17 protein-coding genes and 2 tRNA genes are annotated in these 20,185 nt (G+C 44.0%); 15 read left to right on the top strand and 4 right to left on the bottom strand.

Going from position 1 to position 20,185, the window contains the following annotated elements:
- Positions 1 to 7 precede the first annotated feature (7 nt).
- The gene (gene tyrS / locus L4C38_RS05970; RefSeq protein ID WP_428796621.1) at positions 8 to 1,195 is read left to right on the top strand and encodes a tyrosine--tRNA ligase; all 1,188 of its coding nucleotides are present in this window, start codon (positions 8 to 10) and stop codon (positions 1,193 to 1,195) included.
- Between the two features lie 407 nt (positions 1,196 to 1,602).
- Positions 1,603 to 2,448: a magnesium transporter gene (locus L4C38_RS05965; protein ID WP_428796620.1), complete on the top strand. Its 846-nt coding sequence runs from the start codon at positions 1,603 to 1,605 to the stop codon at positions 2,446 to 2,448.
- On the opposite strand, the gene dacB is transcribed toward L4C38_RS05965, so the two are convergent.
- A complete protein-coding gene (dacB, locus tag L4C38_RS05960) occupies positions 2,427 to 3,854 on the bottom strand; it encodes a serine-type D-Ala-D-Ala carboxypeptidase (protein ID WP_428796619.1) in 1,428 nt (475 codons plus the stop codon). The genes L4C38_RS05965 and dacB overlap by 22 nt on opposite strands.
- 101 nt (positions 3,855 to 3,955) lie before the next feature.
- Positions 3,956 to 5,023, bottom strand: a complete 1,068-nt coding sequence (locus L4C38_RS05955; RefSeq protein ID WP_428796618.1) for a porin — start codon at positions 5,021 to 5,023, stop codon at positions 3,956 to 3,958.
- 526 nt (positions 5,024 to 5,549) lie between these two features.
- Here L4C38_RS05955 and greA point away from each other — a divergent pair.
- Entirely contained in the window at positions 5,550 to 6,023 is a 474-nt protein-coding gene (gene greA / locus L4C38_RS05950) for a transcription elongation factor GreA (protein WP_428796785.1), read from the top strand.
- 65 nt (positions 6,024 to 6,088) lie between these two features.
- Here greA and yhbY read toward each other — a convergent pair whose 3' ends face one another.
- Positions 6,089 to 6,385, bottom strand: a complete 297-nt coding sequence (gene yhbY / locus L4C38_RS05945; protein WP_428796617.1) for a ribosome assembly RNA-binding protein YhbY — start codon at positions 6,383 to 6,385, stop codon at positions 6,089 to 6,091.
- Between the two features lie 139 nt (positions 6,386 to 6,524).
- Here yhbY and rlmE point away from each other — a divergent pair, with 139 nt between their 5' ends.
- From rlmE to truB, 12 genes are all read left to right on the top strand, one after another.
- Positions 6,525 to 7,154 (top strand): 23S rRNA (uridine(2552)-2'-O)-methyltransferase RlmE, encoded by a 630-nt coding sequence (gene rlmE, locus L4C38_RS05940; protein WP_428796616.1) that lies wholly within the window; start codon positions 6,525 to 6,527, stop codon positions 7,152 to 7,154.
- Positions 7,155 to 7,261: 107 nt separating this feature from the next.
- Positions 7,262 to 9,241 (top strand): ATP-dependent zinc metalloprotease FtsH, encoded by a 1,980-nt coding sequence (ftsH, locus tag L4C38_RS05935; protein WP_428796615.1) that lies wholly within the window; start codon positions 7,262 to 7,264, stop codon positions 9,239 to 9,241.
- Positions 9,242 to 9,293: 52 nt separating this feature from the next.
- Positions 9,294 to 10,124, top strand: a complete 831-nt coding sequence (folP, locus tag L4C38_RS05930) for a dihydropteroate synthase (protein ID WP_428796784.1) — start codon at positions 9,294 to 9,296, stop codon at positions 10,122 to 10,124.
- A gap of 18 nt (positions 10,125 to 10,142) precedes the next feature.
- Positions 10,143 to 11,483: a phosphoglucosamine mutase gene (gene glmM / locus L4C38_RS05925; protein WP_428796614.1), complete on the top strand. Its 1,341-nt coding sequence runs from the start codon at positions 10,143 to 10,145 to the stop codon at positions 11,481 to 11,483.
- Positions 11,484 to 11,699: 216 nt separating this feature from the next.
- A complete protein-coding gene (secG, locus tag L4C38_RS05920) occupies positions 11,700 to 12,038 on the top strand; it encodes a preprotein translocase subunit SecG (protein WP_428796613.1) in 339 nt (112 codons plus the stop codon).
- A 10-nt stretch (positions 12,039 to 12,048) separates the two neighbouring features.
- A tRNA-Leu gene (locus L4C38_RS05915) sits at positions 12,049 to 12,132 on the top strand.
- A gap of 56 nt (positions 12,133 to 12,188) precedes the next feature.
- Positions 12,189 to 12,265: transfer RNA gene (locus tag L4C38_RS05910), tRNA-Met, on the top strand.
- 209 nt (positions 12,266 to 12,474) lie between these two features.
- A complete protein-coding gene (gene rimP, locus L4C38_RS05905; protein ID WP_428796612.1) occupies positions 12,475 to 12,930 on the top strand; it encodes a ribosome maturation factor RimP in 456 nt (151 codons plus the stop codon).
- Between the two features lie 33 nt (positions 12,931 to 12,963).
- Entirely contained in the window at positions 12,964 to 14,451 is a 1,488-nt protein-coding gene (nusA, locus tag L4C38_RS05900; protein WP_428796611.1) for a transcription termination factor NusA, read from the top strand.
- A 20-nt stretch (positions 14,452 to 14,471) separates the two neighbouring features.
- Positions 14,472 to 17,165 (top strand): translation initiation factor IF-2, encoded by a 2,694-nt coding sequence (gene infB, locus L4C38_RS05895; RefSeq protein ID WP_428796610.1) that lies wholly within the window; start codon positions 14,472 to 14,474, stop codon positions 17,163 to 17,165.
- Between the two features lie 109 nt (positions 17,166 to 17,274).
- Positions 17,275 to 17,670 (top strand): 30S ribosome-binding factor RbfA, encoded by a 396-nt coding sequence (gene rbfA / locus L4C38_RS05890; protein WP_428796609.1) that lies wholly within the window; start codon positions 17,275 to 17,277, stop codon positions 17,668 to 17,670.
- Positions 17,670 to 18,629, top strand: a complete 960-nt coding sequence (gene truB / locus L4C38_RS05885) for a tRNA pseudouridine(55) synthase TruB (protein ID WP_428796608.1) — start codon at positions 17,670 to 17,672, stop codon at positions 18,627 to 18,629. Before rbfA ends, truB begins: the two co-directional genes overlap by 1 nt.
- Positions 18,630 to 18,693: 64 nt before the next feature.
- Here the strand turns inward: truB and tolC are convergent, their stop codons facing one another.
- Complete coding sequence (gene tolC, locus L4C38_RS05880) at positions 18,694 to 20,001, bottom strand: outer membrane channel protein TolC (RefSeq protein ID WP_428796607.1); 1,308 nt, start codon at positions 19,999 to 20,001, stop codon at positions 18,694 to 18,696.
- Between the last annotated feature and the right edge of the window lie 184 nt (positions 20,002 to 20,185).

Below are 20,185 nucleotides of genomic sequence, written 5' to 3'. Positions count from 1 at the left end.
AACAAGAATGGCGAGTATTGAAGCTGCACTGGCCGAGATTAAGCGCGGTGTCGAAGAACTGATCCCTGAAGATGAACTGATTGCAAAGCTGAAGGAGGGTCGCCCTCTACGCATCAAACTTGGTGCTGATCCAACAGCGCCAGATATTCATCTGGGTCATACAGTGATTTTTAACAAACTGCGTACGTTCCAAGAGCTTGGACACGAAGTTACTTTCCTGATTGGTGACTTTACTGCCATGGTTGGTGACCCGTCTGGTAAAAATACCACTCGTCCACCACTAAGTCGTGAGCAAGTTCTGCAAAATGCAGAGACATATAAAGAGCAAGTGTTTAAGATCCTAGACCCTGCTAAAACGACTATTTCATTTAACTCTGAGTGGCTATCTGAATTAGGCGCTGAGGGTATGATTCGCTTGGCATCTAATTTGACCGTTGCTCGTATGCTTGAGCGTGATGACTTTAAAAAACGTTACGCTGGCGGTCAACCAATTGCAATCCATGAGTTTATGTACCCGTTACTTCAAGGTTATGACTCAGTAGCAATGGAGACCGACGTAGAGCTTGGCGGTACTGACCAGAAGTTCAATCTTCTGATGGGACGTGAACTGCAAAAATCAAGCGGTCAAAAACCTCAAGCAGTACTGATGATGCCTCTTCTGGTTGGCTTAGATGGCGAGAAGAAAATGTCTAAGTCGGCAAATAACTACATCGGTATTAGCGAAGCACCAAGCGAAATGTTTGGTAAGATCATGTCGATTTCAGACGATCTAATGTGGAGCTACTATGAATTGCTATCTTTCCGTCCATTAGGCGAAATTGAGCAATTCAAAGCGGGTGTTGCTGAAGGTAAAAATCCACGCGATATTAAGATTTTGCTAGCGAAAGAGATCATTGCTCGTTTCCATACGGAAGCGGACGCTGATGCGGCTGAGCAAGAGTTCATCAACCGTTTCGCGAAGAATCAAATCCCTGACGAAATGCCTGAGTTTGAATTTGACGCTGCAACGCCAATAGCGAATCTTCTAAAAGAAGCTGGTTTATGTGCATCAACATCTGACGCAATGCGTATGGTTAAACAAGGCGCGGCTAAGATGGATGGTGAGAAGGTAGCCGATGCTAAATTGACTTTAGCCTCAGGAACCTATGTATTCCAAGTGGGTAAACGTAAATTTGCTCGTATCACGATTAAATAGCCAATCGTTACTCAGCTAAATATTGAGCGCCTTTTATAGGCGCTTTTTTTATACCTTTTAGTTTAAATTTGCCTGTATTTACAGAAAAGTTTTGTTATTATTCGCGCGCTGCGAAAAACGCGGTGCATTGGAGATTTTTATGAACAATACCGACCATCCTCCTAGTATGAAGGGAGAAAAATAAACCCGCTTGGTATTGGCATTTCTTCGTCTCTGCCCTTCGGGTAGAGCTTCTTATTGATCCCTCTTTTGTTTTTCTCCACTCTCTCTAGATTCCAATATAGCGTTTGCACTTTTGTAAGCGGGGCTCTTTGCGTGCCTTGAACTAAGCAATAGCGCGTGATAGCGAGAACCTATTTAACGCTATATTTGATGGTCGTTACCTTAAGCTAATCGGGAGATTCGCCATGACGGTAATGAATGGCATCTATATGGAAAATTCGCCAAATTTCTCAGTGGAAGAAATCGGCGCGGCACGGAATGCCTTTTTAAAATACGAGCCAAATCAGCAAGTCCACCTTTTAACGGTTATGCCGATAGAAGAAGCGGTGGCGATTTTACAACATTGCTCACTTGGCTACGTACAACAGCTGATCTCACAACTTGAAATACAAGGTAAAGATAAACTCGCGCGTCATTATGCGCATCAATTAGGTTTAATTTATTCTGAAGTGATGCCCAGCCAGAGTTATATGGCGACTTCCGTGTTGGACCATGTAAGGCAACGGATCGGTTGGATTATTGGGCTGGCATTGATGGGAATCGTTTCAGGGCTGATCATCGCGCAGTATGAAGATATGTTGAGTCAATTAGTTTTGTTGGCCGTGTACATGCCAGTAATCGCGGCTGCAGGGGGAAATACCGGCACGCAGGCGGCAACTTTGGTGATACGAGCGCTTGCGACGGGAGAGTTGCGGAAACGCCAATGGTTATCAGTCGCTTGGAAAGAGAGTAGAGTAGCAATTTGTTTAGGGTTGGCAATTGCACTCGTGATGGTGGCAAGGGTGCTGCTTTTTAGTGATTCAAGCAGTGCGGGGGGATTTGATCTTAATCGGATTGCGTTGGCAATTGCCATTGCTCTGTTTGTTCAAGTGACTCTATCGACCACGCTGGGGGGCGTATTACCGATCCTTGCGAGAGTCTGCAAGCTGGACCCTGCGGTTTTAGTGAGTCCAGTACTTGCATCGATAGTTGATATCTCCGGTATGTGGGTTTACTTCAGTGTGGTGAACTACTTTTTAGGTTTAAGCTGACTGAACTTGACCACATCTTGATAAAACAGTTTTTCAAATTGACTGATAGGGGCGATGGTAGGTTTATCATCGCCTTTTTTAGTGGGTAGGTAATCGGCAACAAATTGCACAAACAGCGTCGAGAGCTTGCCTGTTTTATCTAAACCGAACCCCGCCATATTGTAGCTGCCATAAACCGAACCACTTTTAGCGATCAACTGCCCTTTGATGGGGGCATTGCGCATACTAGAGCGATATTTTAATGTGCCATTCTCACCTGATGTCGGCATCAGTGCGATTAAATCGAGTTGCTTGTCGTGTTGCCAGATATAGCGTAATACCGCAGCCATATCCTCACTGGTAAAGCGGTTATTGCGTGACAAACCGGAACCATCAGTGATCTTGTTTCGCGCTAGGTCGATGTTTGTGTGTTGCAAAATCACCTCTTTAATCGCTTGCGTGCCGTTACTGTAACTTCCTGGTAAAGAGAAGTGTTGTGCACCTAGTGCTTTGGTTAGGTTATCTGCAATGAGGTTGTCAGATTTTCTCAACATTGTTCTCAGTAGATCTGGCAATTTGGCGGAATAATGAGTTGCGACAGGCTGGAAGTTATTTTGTGTTGGCGAACCAACGCGAATGTTGCCATTGAGTTTTATATCTAGCTGCGCAAGTAAACCATGCATCGTACGTTGCGTGTATAAAGAGGGATCTTGTACGGCGAACTTGAGAGGTAAAGGTTTGCTGCGCTCTACTAAGCAACCTTGCAGTTGGTAGTGGTTATCTGGTGATACCTGCAATTCTAGATCACAGCGAGTGGCTTTTTGTTGCTGTTTGGAAACGGTTTTCGCTGTGCTACTAACATAAATTGGAAAATGCTCAGGTGCATAAACACGGGTTGTGCCGTTGTCGTTGCTATAGATTGAAGCTTGGACACAGTTTTCGTCTAGAGTAATTGCAGATGAAGGCGCGCTATAACATACCCCAATAATGTCCCATGGCCAGCCGATGGCTCTTTCATAGCCAGTAAAAGCACTATTATCCAACCAAATGTCGCCTTTAATATGACGAATACCTTGTTGTTTTGCCTGTTGCAGTAGTTGTTTTAGATTATCTCTGCTGAGAGTAGGATCACCGCTAAATTTAATCACTAAATCATGTGAATTAGTTTGAAGTTGCGTCTTGAATTGAAAATCGTCACCCAAGGCGAGTTTACTCGCCAGTGCTGTCACTATTTTAAGTGTGCTGGCTGGTGGAAAAAATTGTGCTCGATTTGAGGTGGTTAAATACGGTGTTTCACTGTTTAACGGTTCAATCGTAATTGATACTCGGCTACCTTGCGGTAAATGATCGAGTGGCGCGTAAGCGAAGCTATTGAATGAAAGAAGACCTGTGACACAGGCGAAAAGCAGGTGAAGAGGTGGAAACATAGTGTATCTGATTAGCCAATTTGACGAATTATGCTTTGAGTATATAAAAAAAACGCCTGCAAGCGAGCAGGCGTTTAATGTTTGTGACTTATAGTCAGCAATTAGAAGTCGTAACGTAGACCTAGTGCTAGTTCGTCTTCTGCATCTGCTTTTGTTACGTCACCGTTGTTGTCACCTGCTGATAGCAGGTTGAAGTTGTATGATACGTAACCGCGGAAGTTTGGTTTGAAGTAGTAAGTCGCATCGATTGCGATGTTGTCTACTGCGTCATATTTGTCGCCAGTAGATTTTTCTTTCTCTTCAAGGTAGTTGTAAGTGGTTGAGAACACAGCTTGGTTCATTGTGTACGCTGCTGCGAATTCGTAACCAGTTAGGTCAATTTTTTCACCAGAATCTTTGTCTTTGTCTTGACCGTCAACAAAAGTACCTGCGAAGTATAGATCGTTGATTGAGTATGACGCAGCAAGCATGTATTGGCTGCGATCAGTTAGCTGGTCGTAAACATTAGCGGTGCTACCTTCAAGGTATTGGTTGCCATCAGCGTAACCAGCACCTAGTTTTACACCACTGTCACCGAGTGCGTAGATAGCTGATAGAGAGTAACCATCTGCATCGTTGTCTTCAATGTTGCCACTCGCGTTAGTTGCGTCTTCATCGATGTCTGAGAAACGGTAGCTCGCTTTTACACCTAAGTCGGCAAATTGACCTTTGTAAGAAATCATGTTGTCAGTACGATCCGCGACAGCAATTTTGTATGCAGCAGAGTTACCGTGGTATGCCATGATATCAGTAAAATCGGTGATAACGCCTAGTGCACCATCGTTTTTACCGTAAGTGATTTCACCAAATGTACCGCCAATACCAGCATACGCGTAACGGTTAGTTAGGTCGTCGCTGTTGCTGTCTGTTGGACCGCCTTCATCAGCGGTGTTGAACTCACCTTCGTAGAAACCAACACCGTAAAGGCTGTCAGTGATTTGTGCTTTACCTAGGAAGTTTAGACGTACACGTGTTTTATCTTCAGCTTTACCATCTTTAAGAGAAAGACGCGCTTCTGCACGACCGCCCATTTCGATAGAGTTACCATCTTGGTTGTAGAGTTCGGCAGCGTTTGCACCGGTAGCAAGAGCAGCTGTAGATACTGCTAGGGCAATCAGAGTTTTGTTCATCTTATAAGTCCTAATTTATTGTCCATAAATCATGTAATTGAGAAATGAAGTCGCATTGTCCGTTTAAGCTTCAATTTCTTTACTTTGTGCCACGCATACGTTTGGTCTTCTATAAATCAATACGTTGAAAGCGAGGCATTTCGTGAGTCAAGTTTTACCGTCAAAGTTCCCATTGGGGTTAGTAAAACGATATAAATTTGGATTTTGAACAGTGTTTTATTTGTTTTAGGTTTTATATAATCCATTGTTTTTAAGTGGTTTTTTATATACACCCTAGCATTGGGGCATTGTGGTTTTTTTTGTCTTTTTTTAGTCTTTTTGAGCTGGGGAAAGGCAAGTTATTGCATTGTTCGAAGGGAGAAATGTGACGGGAAGTAAGAACAGCACAGACGCAAATGGAATTAAGATGATTTAGCCGGCAAGTTTGTTTACACTAGAATAAATTGATGAGTGTATCCACTACCTAGTTCCTTGGAGCTGGGTAGTTTTATTTTGTCCAAAGCATCCTTTGGCATAGAGGTATATGATGGAAAAGGTTCCAATGACGGCAAATGGCGAACAGCAGCTTCGCCTAGAACTCGACAGACTATTAAAGCTTCGTCCGAAAATTTCTGCAGCAATCGCGGAAGCTCGCGAATTGGGCGATTTGAAAGAGAATGCAGAATATCATGCCGCTCGTGAAGAGCAGGGCATCTGTGAAGCTCAAATTCGCGATATCGAATATAAATTGTCTGTTGCACAGGTTATCGATGTAACCCAGATTGAAAACATAGGCAAAGTTATCTTCGGTACAACAGTCACTCTAATTGATTGTGACACTGAAGAAGAAAAGACCTATCAAATCGTTGGTGAGGATGAGGCTGACATTAAGAGTGGTCGTATTTCTGTAAGTTCACCAATTGCTCGTGGTTTGATTGGTAAAATGGAAGGAGATGAAGTTGTCATCTCGACACCTGGTGGTGAGCGCGATTTCGAAATCGATCGAGTCGCGTATTTATAAATGCCCATTGTAGAATGCAAAAAGGTCGCCTAGGCGACCTTTTTTATTGCGATAAAAACAAACTACTATTTGCGTGGTAGTTCGATTTTTCGCTCTTCAGTTTGGCGGAAAAGGATAAGTGTCTTACCGATCACTTGTACTTTCTCAGCACCAGTCTCACGAATAATAGCGTCTGCGATAAGGACTTTCGTTTCTCGATCTTCAGAGGCAATCTTAACTTTGATCAGTTCGTGGTGTTTCAGTGCGATTTCAATTTCCGCCAGAACAGCTTCCGTTAGTCCATTTGAGCCTAGTTGTACAACAGGTTTTAAGCTGTGTGCTAGGCCTTTTAGGTGCTGCTTTTGTTTGGTGCTTAGGTTCATTACGCGGCCAATTTTCTATAGAATAAGGGTTGAAAAAAGCTATTTTAACGCCATCTATTGCGGAAGACTATAATTTATTGAGTAATAGGCTTGGTCTATTGCAACAATAGCTCCTAATTTGTGCCTTGTTGAGATTAAAATGAGTAAACAAAAACATTCGGCCAGTTCGGGTCGTTGGTTGAAGGAACACTTTGACGATAAGTATGCGAATGAAGCGCGTAAAAAGGGCTACCGTTCACGTGCTTACTTCAAAATCGAAGAGATCCATACAAAAGATAAATTGTTTAAACTTGGGATGACGGTCGTCGATTTAGGTGCCGCTCCAGGTGGTTGGTCTCAATATGCTGCTAAGATTGTAGGGGAGGAAGGTCAAATTATTGCATGTGACTTGCTTCCTATGGATCCAATAGCGGGTGTGAGTTTTTTACAGGGCGACTTTCGTGATGAAGCAGTGCTAGAAGCACTTCTTGAAAGAATCCAACCAGCAATGGTGGATGTAGTGATGTCAGATATGGCGCCAAACATTGCGGGCAATAGTTCAGTCGATCAACCAAGAGCTATGTATTTAGTTGAGTTAGCGTTGGATATGTGTCGACAAGTTCTAGCCACAAATGGTAGCTTTGTCGTGAAAGTCTTTCAGGGAGAAGGATTTGATCAGTACGTGAAAGAAATTCGTGAAATGTTTAAAGTTGTTAAGATTAGAAAACCAGATTCATCGAGAGCACGCTCCCGAGAAGTCTTTATTGTAGCCACTGGTTACAAAGGTTAACTATTTGCTTATCTAAGCAGTCGTTAACACTATAGCTACAGTCTAAGAACTGTAGTACCCTACCTTTAATTACAATTAGTTATCGCGAGGCTTACACCTTGAGTGACATGGCAAAAAATTTAATTCTGTGGCTTGTTATCGCTGTAGTGTTGATGTCGGTTTTCCAGAGCTTCGGGCCTAGTGAAAACAACGGCAAAGCGGTTGATTACACTACGTTCGTACAGGAAGTTGGCCAAGGCCAGATTCAGGAAGCAACCTTTAAAGATGGCGAGATTTCTTTTGTTCGTCGTGGCGGCGGTACTAAAAATGTTACCTACATGCCGGTTTACGACCAAAAACTTCTTGATGACCTAATCAATCAAAATGTGAAAGTACAAGGCACTCCACCAGAAGAGCAAAGCCTACTAGGTACTATTTTCATCTCTTGGTTCCCAATGATCTTACTGATTGGTGTATGGATTTTCTTCATGCGTCAAATGCAGGGCGGCGGCGGCAAAGGCGCAATGTCCTTCGGTAAGAGCAAAGCTCGTATGATGAGCGAAGAGCAAATCAAAACATTGTTTTCTGATGTTGCTGGTTGTGACGAAGCAAAAGAAGACGTGAAAGAGCTGGTGGATTACTTACGTGACCCAAGCCGATTCCAAAAATTGGGTGGTAAAATCCCAACCGGTATTTTGTTGGTCGGTCCTCCGGGTACCGGTAAAACGCTCCTTGCGAAAGCAATTGCAGGTGAAGCAAAGGTACCGTTTTTTACTATCTCTGGTTCTGATTTCGTAGAAATGTTCGTTGGTGTCGGTGCATCTCGTGTGCGTGACATGTTCGAACAAGCCAAAAAAGCAGCTCCTTGTATCATCTTTATTGATGAAATCGATGCTGTTGGTCGTCAGCGTGGTGCTGGTGTTGGTGGTGGTCACGATGAACGTGAGCAAACACTAAACCAAATGCTGGTTGAGATGGATGGTTTTGAAGGTAACGAAGGTATTATCGTTATTGCAGCAACCAACCGTCCGGATGTACTGGACCCTGCACTACTTCGTCCGGGTCGTTTTGACCGTCAAGTTGTGGTTGGTTTGCCTGATGTTCGTGGACGTGAGCAGATTCTTAAAGTTCACATGCGTAAAGTACCGCTAGGTGATGGTGTAGAGCCGTCGCTAATTGCTCGCGGTACACCTGGCTTTTCTGGTGCAGATCTTGCCAACTTAGTAAACGAAGCTGCGTTGTTTGCAGCGCGCGGTAATAAGCGTAATGTTTCTATGGTTGAGTTTGAACTGGCTAAAGATAAAATCATGATGGGTGCAGAGCGCCGCTCAATGGTTCTTTCTGAAGAAACCAAAGAGTCGACTGCGTATCACGAAGCGGGCCACGCCATTGTTGGTCGTTTAGTGCCTGAGCATGATCCCGTGTATAAAGTTTCTATTATCCCACGTGGTCGTGCGTTGGGTGTGACTATGTACCTGCCAGAGCAAGATCGTGTGAGTATGACTCGTCAGCATTTAGAGTCTATGATTTCAAGTTTGTATGGTGGACGTTTGGCTGAAGAAATTATCTACGGTCCAGACAATGTATCAACCGGTGCATCAAACGATATTGAACGTGCAACTGATATCGCGCGTAAGATGGTGACGCAATGGGGTTTTTCTGAAAAACTCGGCCCACTATTGTACGCAGAAGATGAAGGTGAAGTGTTCTTAGGTCGCAGCGTAACACAGACTAAACATGTGTCTGATGATACGGCTAAGTTGATAGATGAAGAAGTTCGTATCATTATCGACCGTAACTATGACCGTGCACGTAAAATACTAGAAAAGAATATGGATCTTATGCATTCGATGAAGGATGCGTTAGTGAAATACGAAACTATTGATGCAGGTCAGATTGATGATCTAATGGAACGCAGAGCTGAGATTCGCGAACCAGCAGGCTGGGGTGATAGCCCAAGCAACAAGCCTGAAGATAAGCCTCAAAATAAATCTCAAGCAGAACCTGAAGTGAATGAGAAGCCAGAAGAGTCAGCTGAAACAGCTGAACAACCGACTTCCCAAGAAAGCTCTTCTACTGAAGCGACAGAGAAAAAAGACTCTGAATAATTGAGTGTTTAAACAATAAACCCCGGGGCAACTCGGGGTTTTTCTATTTATGATGAAAATTAAAGCCAACAACAAAATACTCGACCTTTCTAAGCCAAAAGTGATGGGCATTCTTAATGTAACCCCCGATTCATTTTCTGATGGTGGTCGATTTAATTCCCTTGAAAATGCCGTCCATCAGGCAGAAAAGATGATAGCCGCTGGTGTTTCTATCATTGATATTGGTGGTGAATCAACAAGACCAGGCGCACCAGAGGTGACTCTAGAAGAAGAGTTGGCACGTGTCGTTCCAGTCATCAAAGCGATTCGCCAAAAACATAGTGTATGGATTTCCATTGATACCAGTAAAGCTGAAGTGATGCGTCAAGCTATTCAGGCCGGGGCGGATATAATCAATGATGTTCGTTCTCTGCGCGAACCTGGGGCACTAGAGGTTGCGGCAGAGGCGGGGTTACCCATTTGCTTAATGCACATGCAAGGTAAGCCCCGTACGATGCAAAGCAATCCTCATTATGGTGATTTAATCAAAGACGTCGCTGAGTTCTTACAAGAGCGGATATCCGTTTGTGAAGCCGCGGGAATTAATCGAGAGCAGATCATTCTAGATCCTGGTTTCGGTTTTGGTAAAACGTTAGATCACAATTATCATATGCTGGCTAACTTTGACGCTTTCCATCAATTTGGGTTGCCTGTCCTTGCAGGAATGTCACGTAAATCAATGTTGTTTAAATTATTGGATAAAGCACCAGCAGAATGTGTTGCAGCCAGTGTTGGTTGCGCTACCATAGCCGCAATGAAAGGCGCTCAGATTATCCGAGTGCACGATTTTGAACAAACGCTTGATGCAATTAAAGTGGTGATCACCACTTTGGACAATCAATAAGAAAATAAAGGAAATCTCATGTCTGACAAAAGACGCTATTTTGGTACCGACGGAGTTCGTGGCAAAGTTGGACAGTACCCTATTACTCCTGATTTCGTATTAAAGCTTGGTTGGGCTGCTGGTCGAGTGCTTGCAAAGCAAGGCACGAAAAAAGTGATTATCGGTAAAGATACACGCATTTCGGGCTATATGTTGGAATCGGCACTCGAAGCAGGTTTAGCCGCAGCGGGTTTGCAGGCTACATTCACGGGACCGATGCCAACACCGGCAGTTGCTTACCTAACACAAACATTTCGTGCTGAAGCAGGCATCGTTATTTCTGCATCACACAACCCATATTACGACAACGGTATTAAATTCTTTTCTTCAGAAGGAATGAAGTTACCGGATGAAATCGAATTGGCGATTGAAGCCGAATTAGATAAAGACATTGAATGTGTTGAGTCAGCATTGCTGGGTAAAGCGAGCCGTTTAACGGATGCAGCAGGTCGTTATATTGAATTTTGTAAAAGCACATTTCCATCTGATTTGAGCTTGGCTGGTCTAAAAATTGTTGTTGATTGCGCACATGGTGCCACTTATCACATCGCACCAGCTGTCTACTCGGAGTTGGGCGCTGAAGTGATAGCTATCGGTATAGAGCCGAATGGCATCAATATCAACGATGAGGTAGGCGCAACAGATGTTCGTGCACTACAACAGCGCGTCGTTGCCGAAGGCGCAGACTTAGGTTTAGCTTTTGATGGTGATGGCGACCGTATTATTATGGTTGACCACCTAGGCAACAAAGTCGATGGTGATCAAATTGCTTATATCATTGCGCGTGATGCATTGCGTCGAGGTGAGTTAAAAGGTGGTGTTGTAGGCACCCTGATGACTAACCTAGGTATGGAAAACGGTCTAAAGCAGTTGGGTATTCCATTTTTACGTGCCGCAGTCGGTGACCGTTATGTAATGGAAAAACTGATAGAGAAGGGATGGAAGATTGGTGCTGAGAATTCCGGGCACGTTATCCTTCTCGACAAAGTCACTACAGGTGATGCGATCGTTGCAGCACTGCAAGTTTTAGCATCAGTTATCGGTAGTGAATTATCACTAAATGAGCTTTCTCAAGGCATGACACTGTACCCGCAGGTATTAGAAAATGTACGTTTTAGTGGCGACTCAAACCCATTAGATGCGAAAGCGGTAAAAGATTCAGTTGCCCAAGTTGAAGCGACTTTGGGGGATAAAGGTCGAGTATTACTACGTAAATCTGGCACAGAACCATTGATTCGAGTCATGGTCGAGGGTGAAGATGCAGATTTAGTGCAAAGTTCGGCACTGAAAATTGCTGACGCGGTAAAAGCTAGCTTTTAAAATAGCTAGCTTAACTAGAAATAAAGGGTGATATCCTATATTGCCCTTTTTTTAACCGTTTGAATCTCAAGTTGTGCTTTTTTGTCAATTTTCTCTTGTCAGCGTTGGTCGCTTTCGCTAGTATTGCTCCGCCTTCATGAAGGAGGTCGCTAGCCTCGTTCCGAAATTTAATTTCGAACTGCGCTGGCCTAACAATTTGGAACATAGGTGGACAACATGTTTTCAGTTCTACTTGTGATTTACCTGTTGGCAGCGGTTGGTGTAATTGGCCTCGTGTTGATTCAACAAGGTAAAGGCGCAGATATGGGAGCCTCATTCGGTGCAGGCGCATCAAACACAGTGTTTGGCGCAAGCGGCTCAGGTAATTTTTTAACCCGAATGACTGCAGTTTTTGCAACAGCATTTTTTGTCATCAGCTTAGTGCTAGGTAACATGTCGACTCATAAAACTGAATCTCAGTGGGTTGACCCGACTCAAAGTCAAGTTATCGAGCAAGTTGCTGATGATGTAGCGAGTGATGTTCCAGCTCCTTTGAGCGAAGAAATCCCGCAATAAGCAATTAGATGCCGAGATGGTGAAATTGGTAGACACGCTAGCATGAGGTGCTAGTGCCTATGGTGTGAGGGTTCGAGTCCCTCTCTCGGCACCATTGATTTACAAACTTGTAAAACCTCTTATTGAGCGTATAATGCTCAGCAAGTCGGACGCGGGGTGGAGCAGCTTGGTAGCTCGTCGGGCTCATAACCCGAAGGTCGTCGGTTCAAATCCGGCCCCCGCAACCAATCCTCTGGATAGGTCAAGTTTGCGCAAAACGCTTTGCTTTCGTTTTGCGAGTTAAACAGCTACTGTTTAACGCATCAGGGTCCAGCAATAAAAAACCCCGACTTTTTCGGGGTTTTTTATTATCTAAATATTTTTAACGAAATGTTTAGATCTTGCTTGGAATTTAAATTGGGCTATATGCCCTTTTTTTGTTTCTGGAGTGGTTCAAATGACTGGTTTAGAAAGACAACTTACTGAAATGCTTGACGCTCCAGTTGGAGCATTAGGCTACGAGTTAGTAGGATTAGAATTTATACGTGCAGGTGAGCACTCAACACTACGTATCTACATTGATCATGAAGATGGTATTTATGTTGATGCTTGTGCAGAAGTTAGCCGTCAAGTAAGTGCCGTACTCGATGTAGAGGATCCTATTTCAGTGGCATACAACCTTGAGGTTTCTTCTCCAGGTTTAGAAAGACCACTGTTTAAAGCTGCGCACTACGAGCAATTTATTGGTCATGAGGTGAACATCGTTTTGAAGATGGCTGTAGGTAATCGTCGTAAATGGAAAGGTATTATCCATTCTATTGATGGTGAAACCATCTCTGTTACCGTTGAGGGTAACGAAGAGCAGTTTGCGTTAAGCAACATTTCCAAAGCCAACCTGATCCCTAAATTTTAGGTCCCTAAAAATTAAAGCTTAGAGGCTATTTAAATGAGTAAAGAAATTTTAGCGGTAGCAGAGGCAGTATCTAACGAAAAAGGTGTACCTCGTGAGCGTATTTTCGAAGCACTAGAAATCGCTCTTGCTACCTCTACTAAGAAAAAACGCGACATCGAAATTGACGTTCGCGTTGCTATCGACCGTAAAACGGGCGAATTTATTACTTACCGTCGCTGGTTAGTCGTAGAAGAAGTTGAATTTCCGACAAAAGAAATTTCTTTTGACGCTGCGAACTATGATGACGAAGAAGTGCAACTTGGCGATTACATCGAAGATGAAATCGAGTCAGTAACGTTTGACCGTATTACCACTCAAACAGCAAAGCAAGTTATCGTACAAAAGGTACGCGAAGCTGAACGCGCTCAAATTGTTGAACAGTTCATCGACAACGAAGGTGAACTAGTCACGGGTGTAGTTAAGAAAGTTAACCGTGAAACTATCGTTCTAGATTTGGGTAATAACGCTGAAGCGGTAATCTTACGCGATGACCAACTTCCACGTGAAAACTTCCGCCCAGGCGATCGTGTTCGTGGTCTACTTTACAAAGTAGCTCCAGATGCACGTGGTTTCCAACTGTTTGTTACGCGTTCTAAGCCAGAAATGCTAGCTGAGCTTTTTCGTGTAGAAGTTCCTGAAATCGCTGAAGAAATCATCGAAATGAAAGGTGCAGCTCGCGATCCAGGTTCTCGTGCAAAAATTGCAGTGAAAACTAACGATCGTCGTATCGACCCTGTCGGTGCGTGTGTTGGTATGCGTGGTGCACGTGTACAAGCTGTGTCAGGTGAACTCGGCGGTGAGCGTATCGATATCGTTCTTTGGGACGATAACCCAGCGCAATTCGTTATTAACGCAATGGCTCCTGCAGATGTTGCTTCTATCATCGTTGATGAAGATGCACACTCAATAGATATCGCTGTTGAAGCTGATAATCTAGCGCAAGCGATTGGTCGTAACGGTCAAAACGTACGTTTAGCATCTCAACTAACTGGTTGGGAACTGAATGTTATGACGGTTGAAGATCTACAGAAGAAACATGCTGAAGAATCTCAAGCATCACTTGAAAACTTCATGAAGTACCTAGATATTGAAGAAGACTTCGCTCAACTTTTGATTGAAGAAGGATTCTCTACTCTAGAAGAAATTGCTTATGTACCTGTAAGCGAACTTCAAGAAATCGGTGACTTAGATGAAGAGATCATCGAAGAATTGCGCAACCGAGCTAAAGAAGCACTAACTACGCTTGCTCTAGCACAAGAAGAGACATTTGATGGTTTGGAACCTGCAGATGATCTACTAGCCCTTGAAGGTCTAGAGCGTGAATTGGCATTTAAACTGGCTGCTAAAGGTGTTGCAACACTAGAAGACTTAGCAGACCAGGGTATTGATGACCTAGAAGGCATCGAAGGATTAACAGACGAACGCGCAGGCGAGCTTATCATGGCTGCACGTAACATCTGTTGGTTCGGAGACGAAGAATAACTCAGCAAGGAGGAAGCGGAATGACACAACTTACAGTAAAAACTCTGGGTGAAGAGATTGGTACGCCAGTTGACCGCTTGATTGAACAACTTGCTGATGCTGGAATTAACAAGTCAGGAAGCGATGCGATTTCAGAAGACGAGAAGCAACAGCTTCTAGGTCATCTTAAAAAGGAACACGGCGATGCATCTGGCGAATCAACGCCTACTCGTTTAACATTGCAACGTAAAACGCGCAGCACTTTAAGTGTTAACGCGGGCGGTGGTAAGAGTAAAGATGTTCAAGTAGAAGTGCGTAAAAAGCGCACTTACGTAAAACGCAGCTCTATTGAAGATCAAGCGAATCTTGAAGCTGAAGAAGCAGCGAAGAAAGAAGCGGAAGAGCTAGCGAAGCGTGAGGCTGAGGAACTAGCACAACGCGAAGCTGCAGAGAAAGCACAACGTGAGGCCGAAGAAAAAGCGAAGCGAGAAGCGGATGCAAAACGCGACGCTGATGAGAAGGCCCAACGCGTACAAGCTGATAAGGCTAAGAAAGACATGAATGCAAAAAATGCGGATGTAAATACGCAAGCTAAAAAAGAAGCTGATGAACTAAAACGTCGTCAGGAAGAAGAAGCTCAACGTAAAGCAGAAGAAGAAGCTGCAAAGCTTGTTATTGAAGCTGCAAAGCTTGTTGAAGAAAACAGCGAGCGTTGGACTGAAGAAGAAAAGAAAAAGAAAGAATTAGAGAACGCTGACTACCACCTAACCACTTCAACTTATGCTCGTGAAGCAGAAGATGCTGCCGATCTTAAAGAAGAAGGCGCTGGTACTACCCGTCGTCGTAAGCAGAAAAAATTGTCTGCTAAGAGCGACTCACAAGAACGCGGTGGTCGTAATGCCCGCGGTGGTCGTGGTCGCGGTCGAATGTCAAAACCTAGCTCAATGCAGCAAGCGTTTGACAAAACAGCAGCAGTAGCGAAATCAGATGTTGTGATTGGTGAAACAATCGTACTATCTGAATTGGCGAACAAAATGGCTGTTAAATCGACAGAAGTTATCAAAGTGATGATGAAGATGGGCGCTATGGCGACTATCAACCAAGTCATTGACCAAGAAACTGCTGCACTAGTAGCAGAAGAAATGGGTCACAAAGTTATTCTTCGTAAAGAGAATGAACTTGAAGAAGCAGTATTGAGCGATCGTGACAACAGCGCAGAAGCAGTGTCACGTGCACCAGTTGTAACTATCATGGGTCACGTTGACCACGGTAAAACATCTACGCTTGATTACATTCGTCGTACTCACGTTGCATCAGGCGAAGCGGGCGGTATCACGCAGCACATCGGTGCATACCACGTTGAAACTGAAAACGGCATGATCACCTTCCTTGATACTCCTGGACACGCAGCGTTTACTGCAATGCGTGCTCGTGGTGCTCAAGCGACTGACATCGTTGTTCTTGTTGTTGCTGCAGACGATGGCGTAATGCCACAAACAGTAGAAGCAATCCAGCATGCGAAAGCAGCAGGTGTTCCACTGATCATTGCAGTGAACAAGATCGATAAAGAAGGCGCAAACCCAGACAACGTTAAGAATGAGCTAGCTCAATACGACGTTATTCCTGAGGAATGGGGCGGTGAGAACATGTTTGTTCACATCTCTGCAAAAGAAGGTACCAACGTTGATGGTCTTCTAGAAGCAATCCTTCTTCAGTCTGAAGTTCTTGAGCTTACTGCTGTTGCTGAAGGCATGGCATCAGGTGTTGTTGTTGAATCACGCCTAGATAAAGGTCGCGGTCCAGTTGCTACTGTTCTTGTTCAGTCTGGTACTCTAAACAAAGGCGACATCGTTCTTTGTGGTCAAGAGTACGGTCGTGTGCGTGCAATGCGTGATGAGCTAGGTAAAGAAATTACTCAAGCTGGTCCGTCTATTCCTGTAGAGATCCTAGGTCTTTCAGGTGTGCCGTCATCAGGTGACGAAGCGACTGTAGTACGTGATGAGCGTAAAGCTCGTGAAGTTGCAAACTACCGCGCTGGTAAGTTCCGTGATGTGAAACTTGCTCGTCAACAAAAATCGAAACTAGAGAACATGTTCGCGAACATGACTGCTGGTGAAGTAGCTGAGTTGAACGTAGTACTGAAGGCGGACGTTCAAGGTTCTGTTGAAGCAATTGCTGACTCTCTACTGAAACTATCAACTGACGAAGTGAAAGTTAAAATCGTTGGTTCTGGTGTTGGTGGTATCACTGAGACTGATGCAGTACTTGCAGAAGCTTCTAACGCAATCATCCTTGGTTTCAACGTACGTGCTGATACATCTGCACGCCGCGCAATTGAATCAGCAAGCGTTGATCTACGTTACTACTCAATCATTTACCAACTAATTGACGAAGTTAAGCAAGCGATGAGCGGTATGCTTGCTCCTGAATTCCGTCAAGAAATCATTGGTCTTGCTGAAGTTCGTGACGTATTTAAGTCACCAAAACTAGGCGCAATCGCTGGTTGTATGGTTACTGAAGGTCTAATTAAGCGTAACAACCCAATCCGCGTACTACGTGAAAATGTTGTTATCTACGAAGGTGAACTTGAGTCACTACGTCGCTTTAAAGATGACGTTCAAGAAGTTAAAAATGGTTACGAGTGTGGTGTCGGCGTTAAGAACTACAACGATGTTCGCGCAGGCGACCAAATCGAAGTATTCGAAATCATCGAAATCAAACGTACACTAGATTAATAGACTAAAATTACTAACGTCTTGATAGGCAATTAGTAATTGGTTGTTGAATACACCATGGGGGGCTGGGATAACCATCCCCCCATTCTTTCTATTTAAGAGAAATATTATGGCAAAAGAATTTAGCCGAACGCAGCGTGTGTCTCAGCAGCTGCAAAAAGAACTGGCAATGATCCTACAGCGCGAAGTGCGTGACTCTCGTTTGGGTATGGTTACCATCTCAGATGTAGAAGTGTCACGTGATTTGGCATACACCAAAGTATTCGTTACTTTCTTGTGTGTAGGTGAGCAAACACCTGAGTCGTGCCTAGCAGCACTGCGCGAGCACGAATACCACATTCGCATGATGTTAGGTAAGCGTATTCGCCTTCGCCTAACACCTGAGATCCGTTTTTACTACGATAATACTCTAGTAGAAGGTATGCGCATGTCTAACTTGGTAAGCGAAGTTGTTGGCCAAGATAAGCAAAAGCAGAAAGACTCTGGTCGTGAGGACGAAGAGTAATGGCTCGCCGTCGCAAAGGTCGTCCAATTGATGGTGTCATCCTACTGGATAAACCAACCGGTATTTCGTCCAACGATGCGCTGCAAAAAGTAAAGCGCATCTATTTTGCGGAAAAAGCGGGTCATACTGGCGCTCTGGATCCTTTGGCAACTGGCATGCTGCCAATTTGTCTAGGTGAAGCGACCAAGTTCTCTCAGTTTCTACTCGACTCTGATAAGCGCTACCGAGTTGTCGCTAAGCTGGGTGAGCGTACCAACACGTCAGATTCTGATGGTGAAGTGGTCGAAACTCGTCCGGTTGCTGTCGAACTTGATAAGCTTCAATCTTGTATTGAGCAATTCCGCGGTGTGTCAGATCAAGTTCCATCAATGTTCTCTGCGCTTAAGTACCAAGGTAAGCCTTTGTATGAATATGCGCGAGCTGGCATTGAAGTGCCGCGTGAATCACGTAAGATTACTGTTTACGACATTGTCCTACATCGTTTTGAAGGCGATGAAGTGGAGATGGAGGTGCATTGTTCTAAAGGTACATACATCCGCACTATCGTTGACGATCTTGGTGAAATGCTAGGTTGTGGTGCCCACGTGACAATGCTTCGTCGTACGGCAGTTGCAAAATACCCGTACGAAAAAATGGTGACGCTAGAGCAATTGAATGAATTGCTTGAACAGGCTCACAGTGAAGATATTGCCCCTCGTGAATTGCTTGATTCACTGTTAATGCCAATGGATAGTGCAGTAGAAGATCTACCAGAAGTGAACATGAATGCTGAATTGACAGATTTAGTTCAACACGGTATGCCTGTTCAGGTCGCTGGTGCACCTGCACAAGGTACGGTACGTATGACTAGCGGAGAAGAGAAGCTGTTTATTGGCGTTGCACACATCGACGACAATGGTCGAGTGGCTCCTAAACGCTTGGTCGTGTTCCGTGAGCAAGAAGAATTATCTAATGCTTAATTAGATTTTCAAACCGCGAAAAAAAAACCTGCTCACTGAGCAGGTTTTTTTATATCGATATAGATTATTTGGCAGGCTTAAGACCCGCATTGATATCCAAAACATCTTGTTCGTTAAGTGTACCAACCGCTTGGCGAAGTTGTAGTACGCTTATGATGTAATCGTAACGAGCGTTAGATAGGTTTTTGTTTGCATCATACAAGCGACGAGTTGAGTCTAGTACGTCAACGATTGTACGAGTACCAACATCAAAACCAGCTTCCGTTGCTTCAAGCGCTGATTGTGCCGAGACAACAGTTTGCTCATACGCGCGCAGTGCGCCGATAGAAGCACTGATGTTGTTATTAAATGCGCGAACATCTTTAACTACACCGCGGTAGGTTTCTTCTAAATCTTGACTCGCAGCCACGTAACCGAACTCTGCTTGTTTGGTTGCAGAAGTCACCGAACCACCAGTGTATAACGGTACATCTAATTGCAGACCTAGACTAATATCATCACTTTCGTTATCACCTTGATCACCATCGATATCTGTTAGGTTATAACCACCCTTGAGATTTAGCGTTGGTAGGTGACCAGAGCTCGCATTAGAGATATTGTCTTTAGCGATATCTTGTGTGATACGCGCAGAAAGAAGACTTAAGTTCTTTTGTTGAGCTTCAGAAAGTAACGAATCAATCGTTGCTGCAGTTTTGCTTGCAGAGAAACGTTTGGTATCAAGAACATCTAAGTTTGCGTGTGCTTGACCTGTGATCTCGCGCAGACCTTCATAGCTATTTACTAGGCTATTCTCTGCTAAAACTTCATCAGCTAATACTGCATCGTATTGTGCTTGCGCGTCATGTACATCGGTAATTGCCGATAGACCCACTTCAAAACGTTGCTTCGTTTGTTCTAATTGGCGACCAACGGCAGCCTTTTCTGCTTGAACAAATTCTAAGTTATCTTGTGCACGAAGAACATCAAAGTAAGCTTGGGAAACTCGCAGGATAAGTGCTTGTTGTACAGCAGCGTATGCGGCATCGGCTTGTCTTGCACCTTTTTCAGCTGTATCTAGAGTGATCCAGCTAGAACGATTGTAAAGCTCTTGAGTAAAGTTGATACCTGCATTCCAGCCATCGCTATCATTATCTTGGCTATTTCGCTCACCGCGATTAACATCATAACCAGCACTAAGCGCAATCTGCGGTAGTAGTGATGCACGAGATGAGTTGATCGCTTCAAAAGCTTGATCACGAGATGCCGCAGCGCTTAATAGCTTAGGGTCATTATCTTTTGCTTGGTTGTAGATGTCGGTCAGAGTATCAGCCCAAGCGGAAGTACTAAGGCTACCTAGTGCCGCACTGATAATTAGTGGAAGCAGTTTTTTCATGGGTTGGATTCCTGCGAAATAAAAATATGAGTCTTGTTGTTCAAGAGTTTAACTTAAATTGATGCTAATTCACTCTAAACTTTGCAATCTTTTACACTTAGTTGTCCAGTCGTGCAATAAAAATGTGATAAATTTAAAAAAAATTAGAAGATTTATACAAAAAGTTGAGCTTTGTCGATGGAAC

This window comes from Vibrio kasasachensis (assembly GCF_050337565.1).
GTDB lineage: Bacteria > Pseudomonadota > Gammaproteobacteria > Enterobacterales > Vibrionaceae > Vibrio > Vibrio kasasachensis.
Note: the sequence above shows the minus strand (reverse complement) of the source record. Positions and strands in the feature narration are given on the sequence as shown.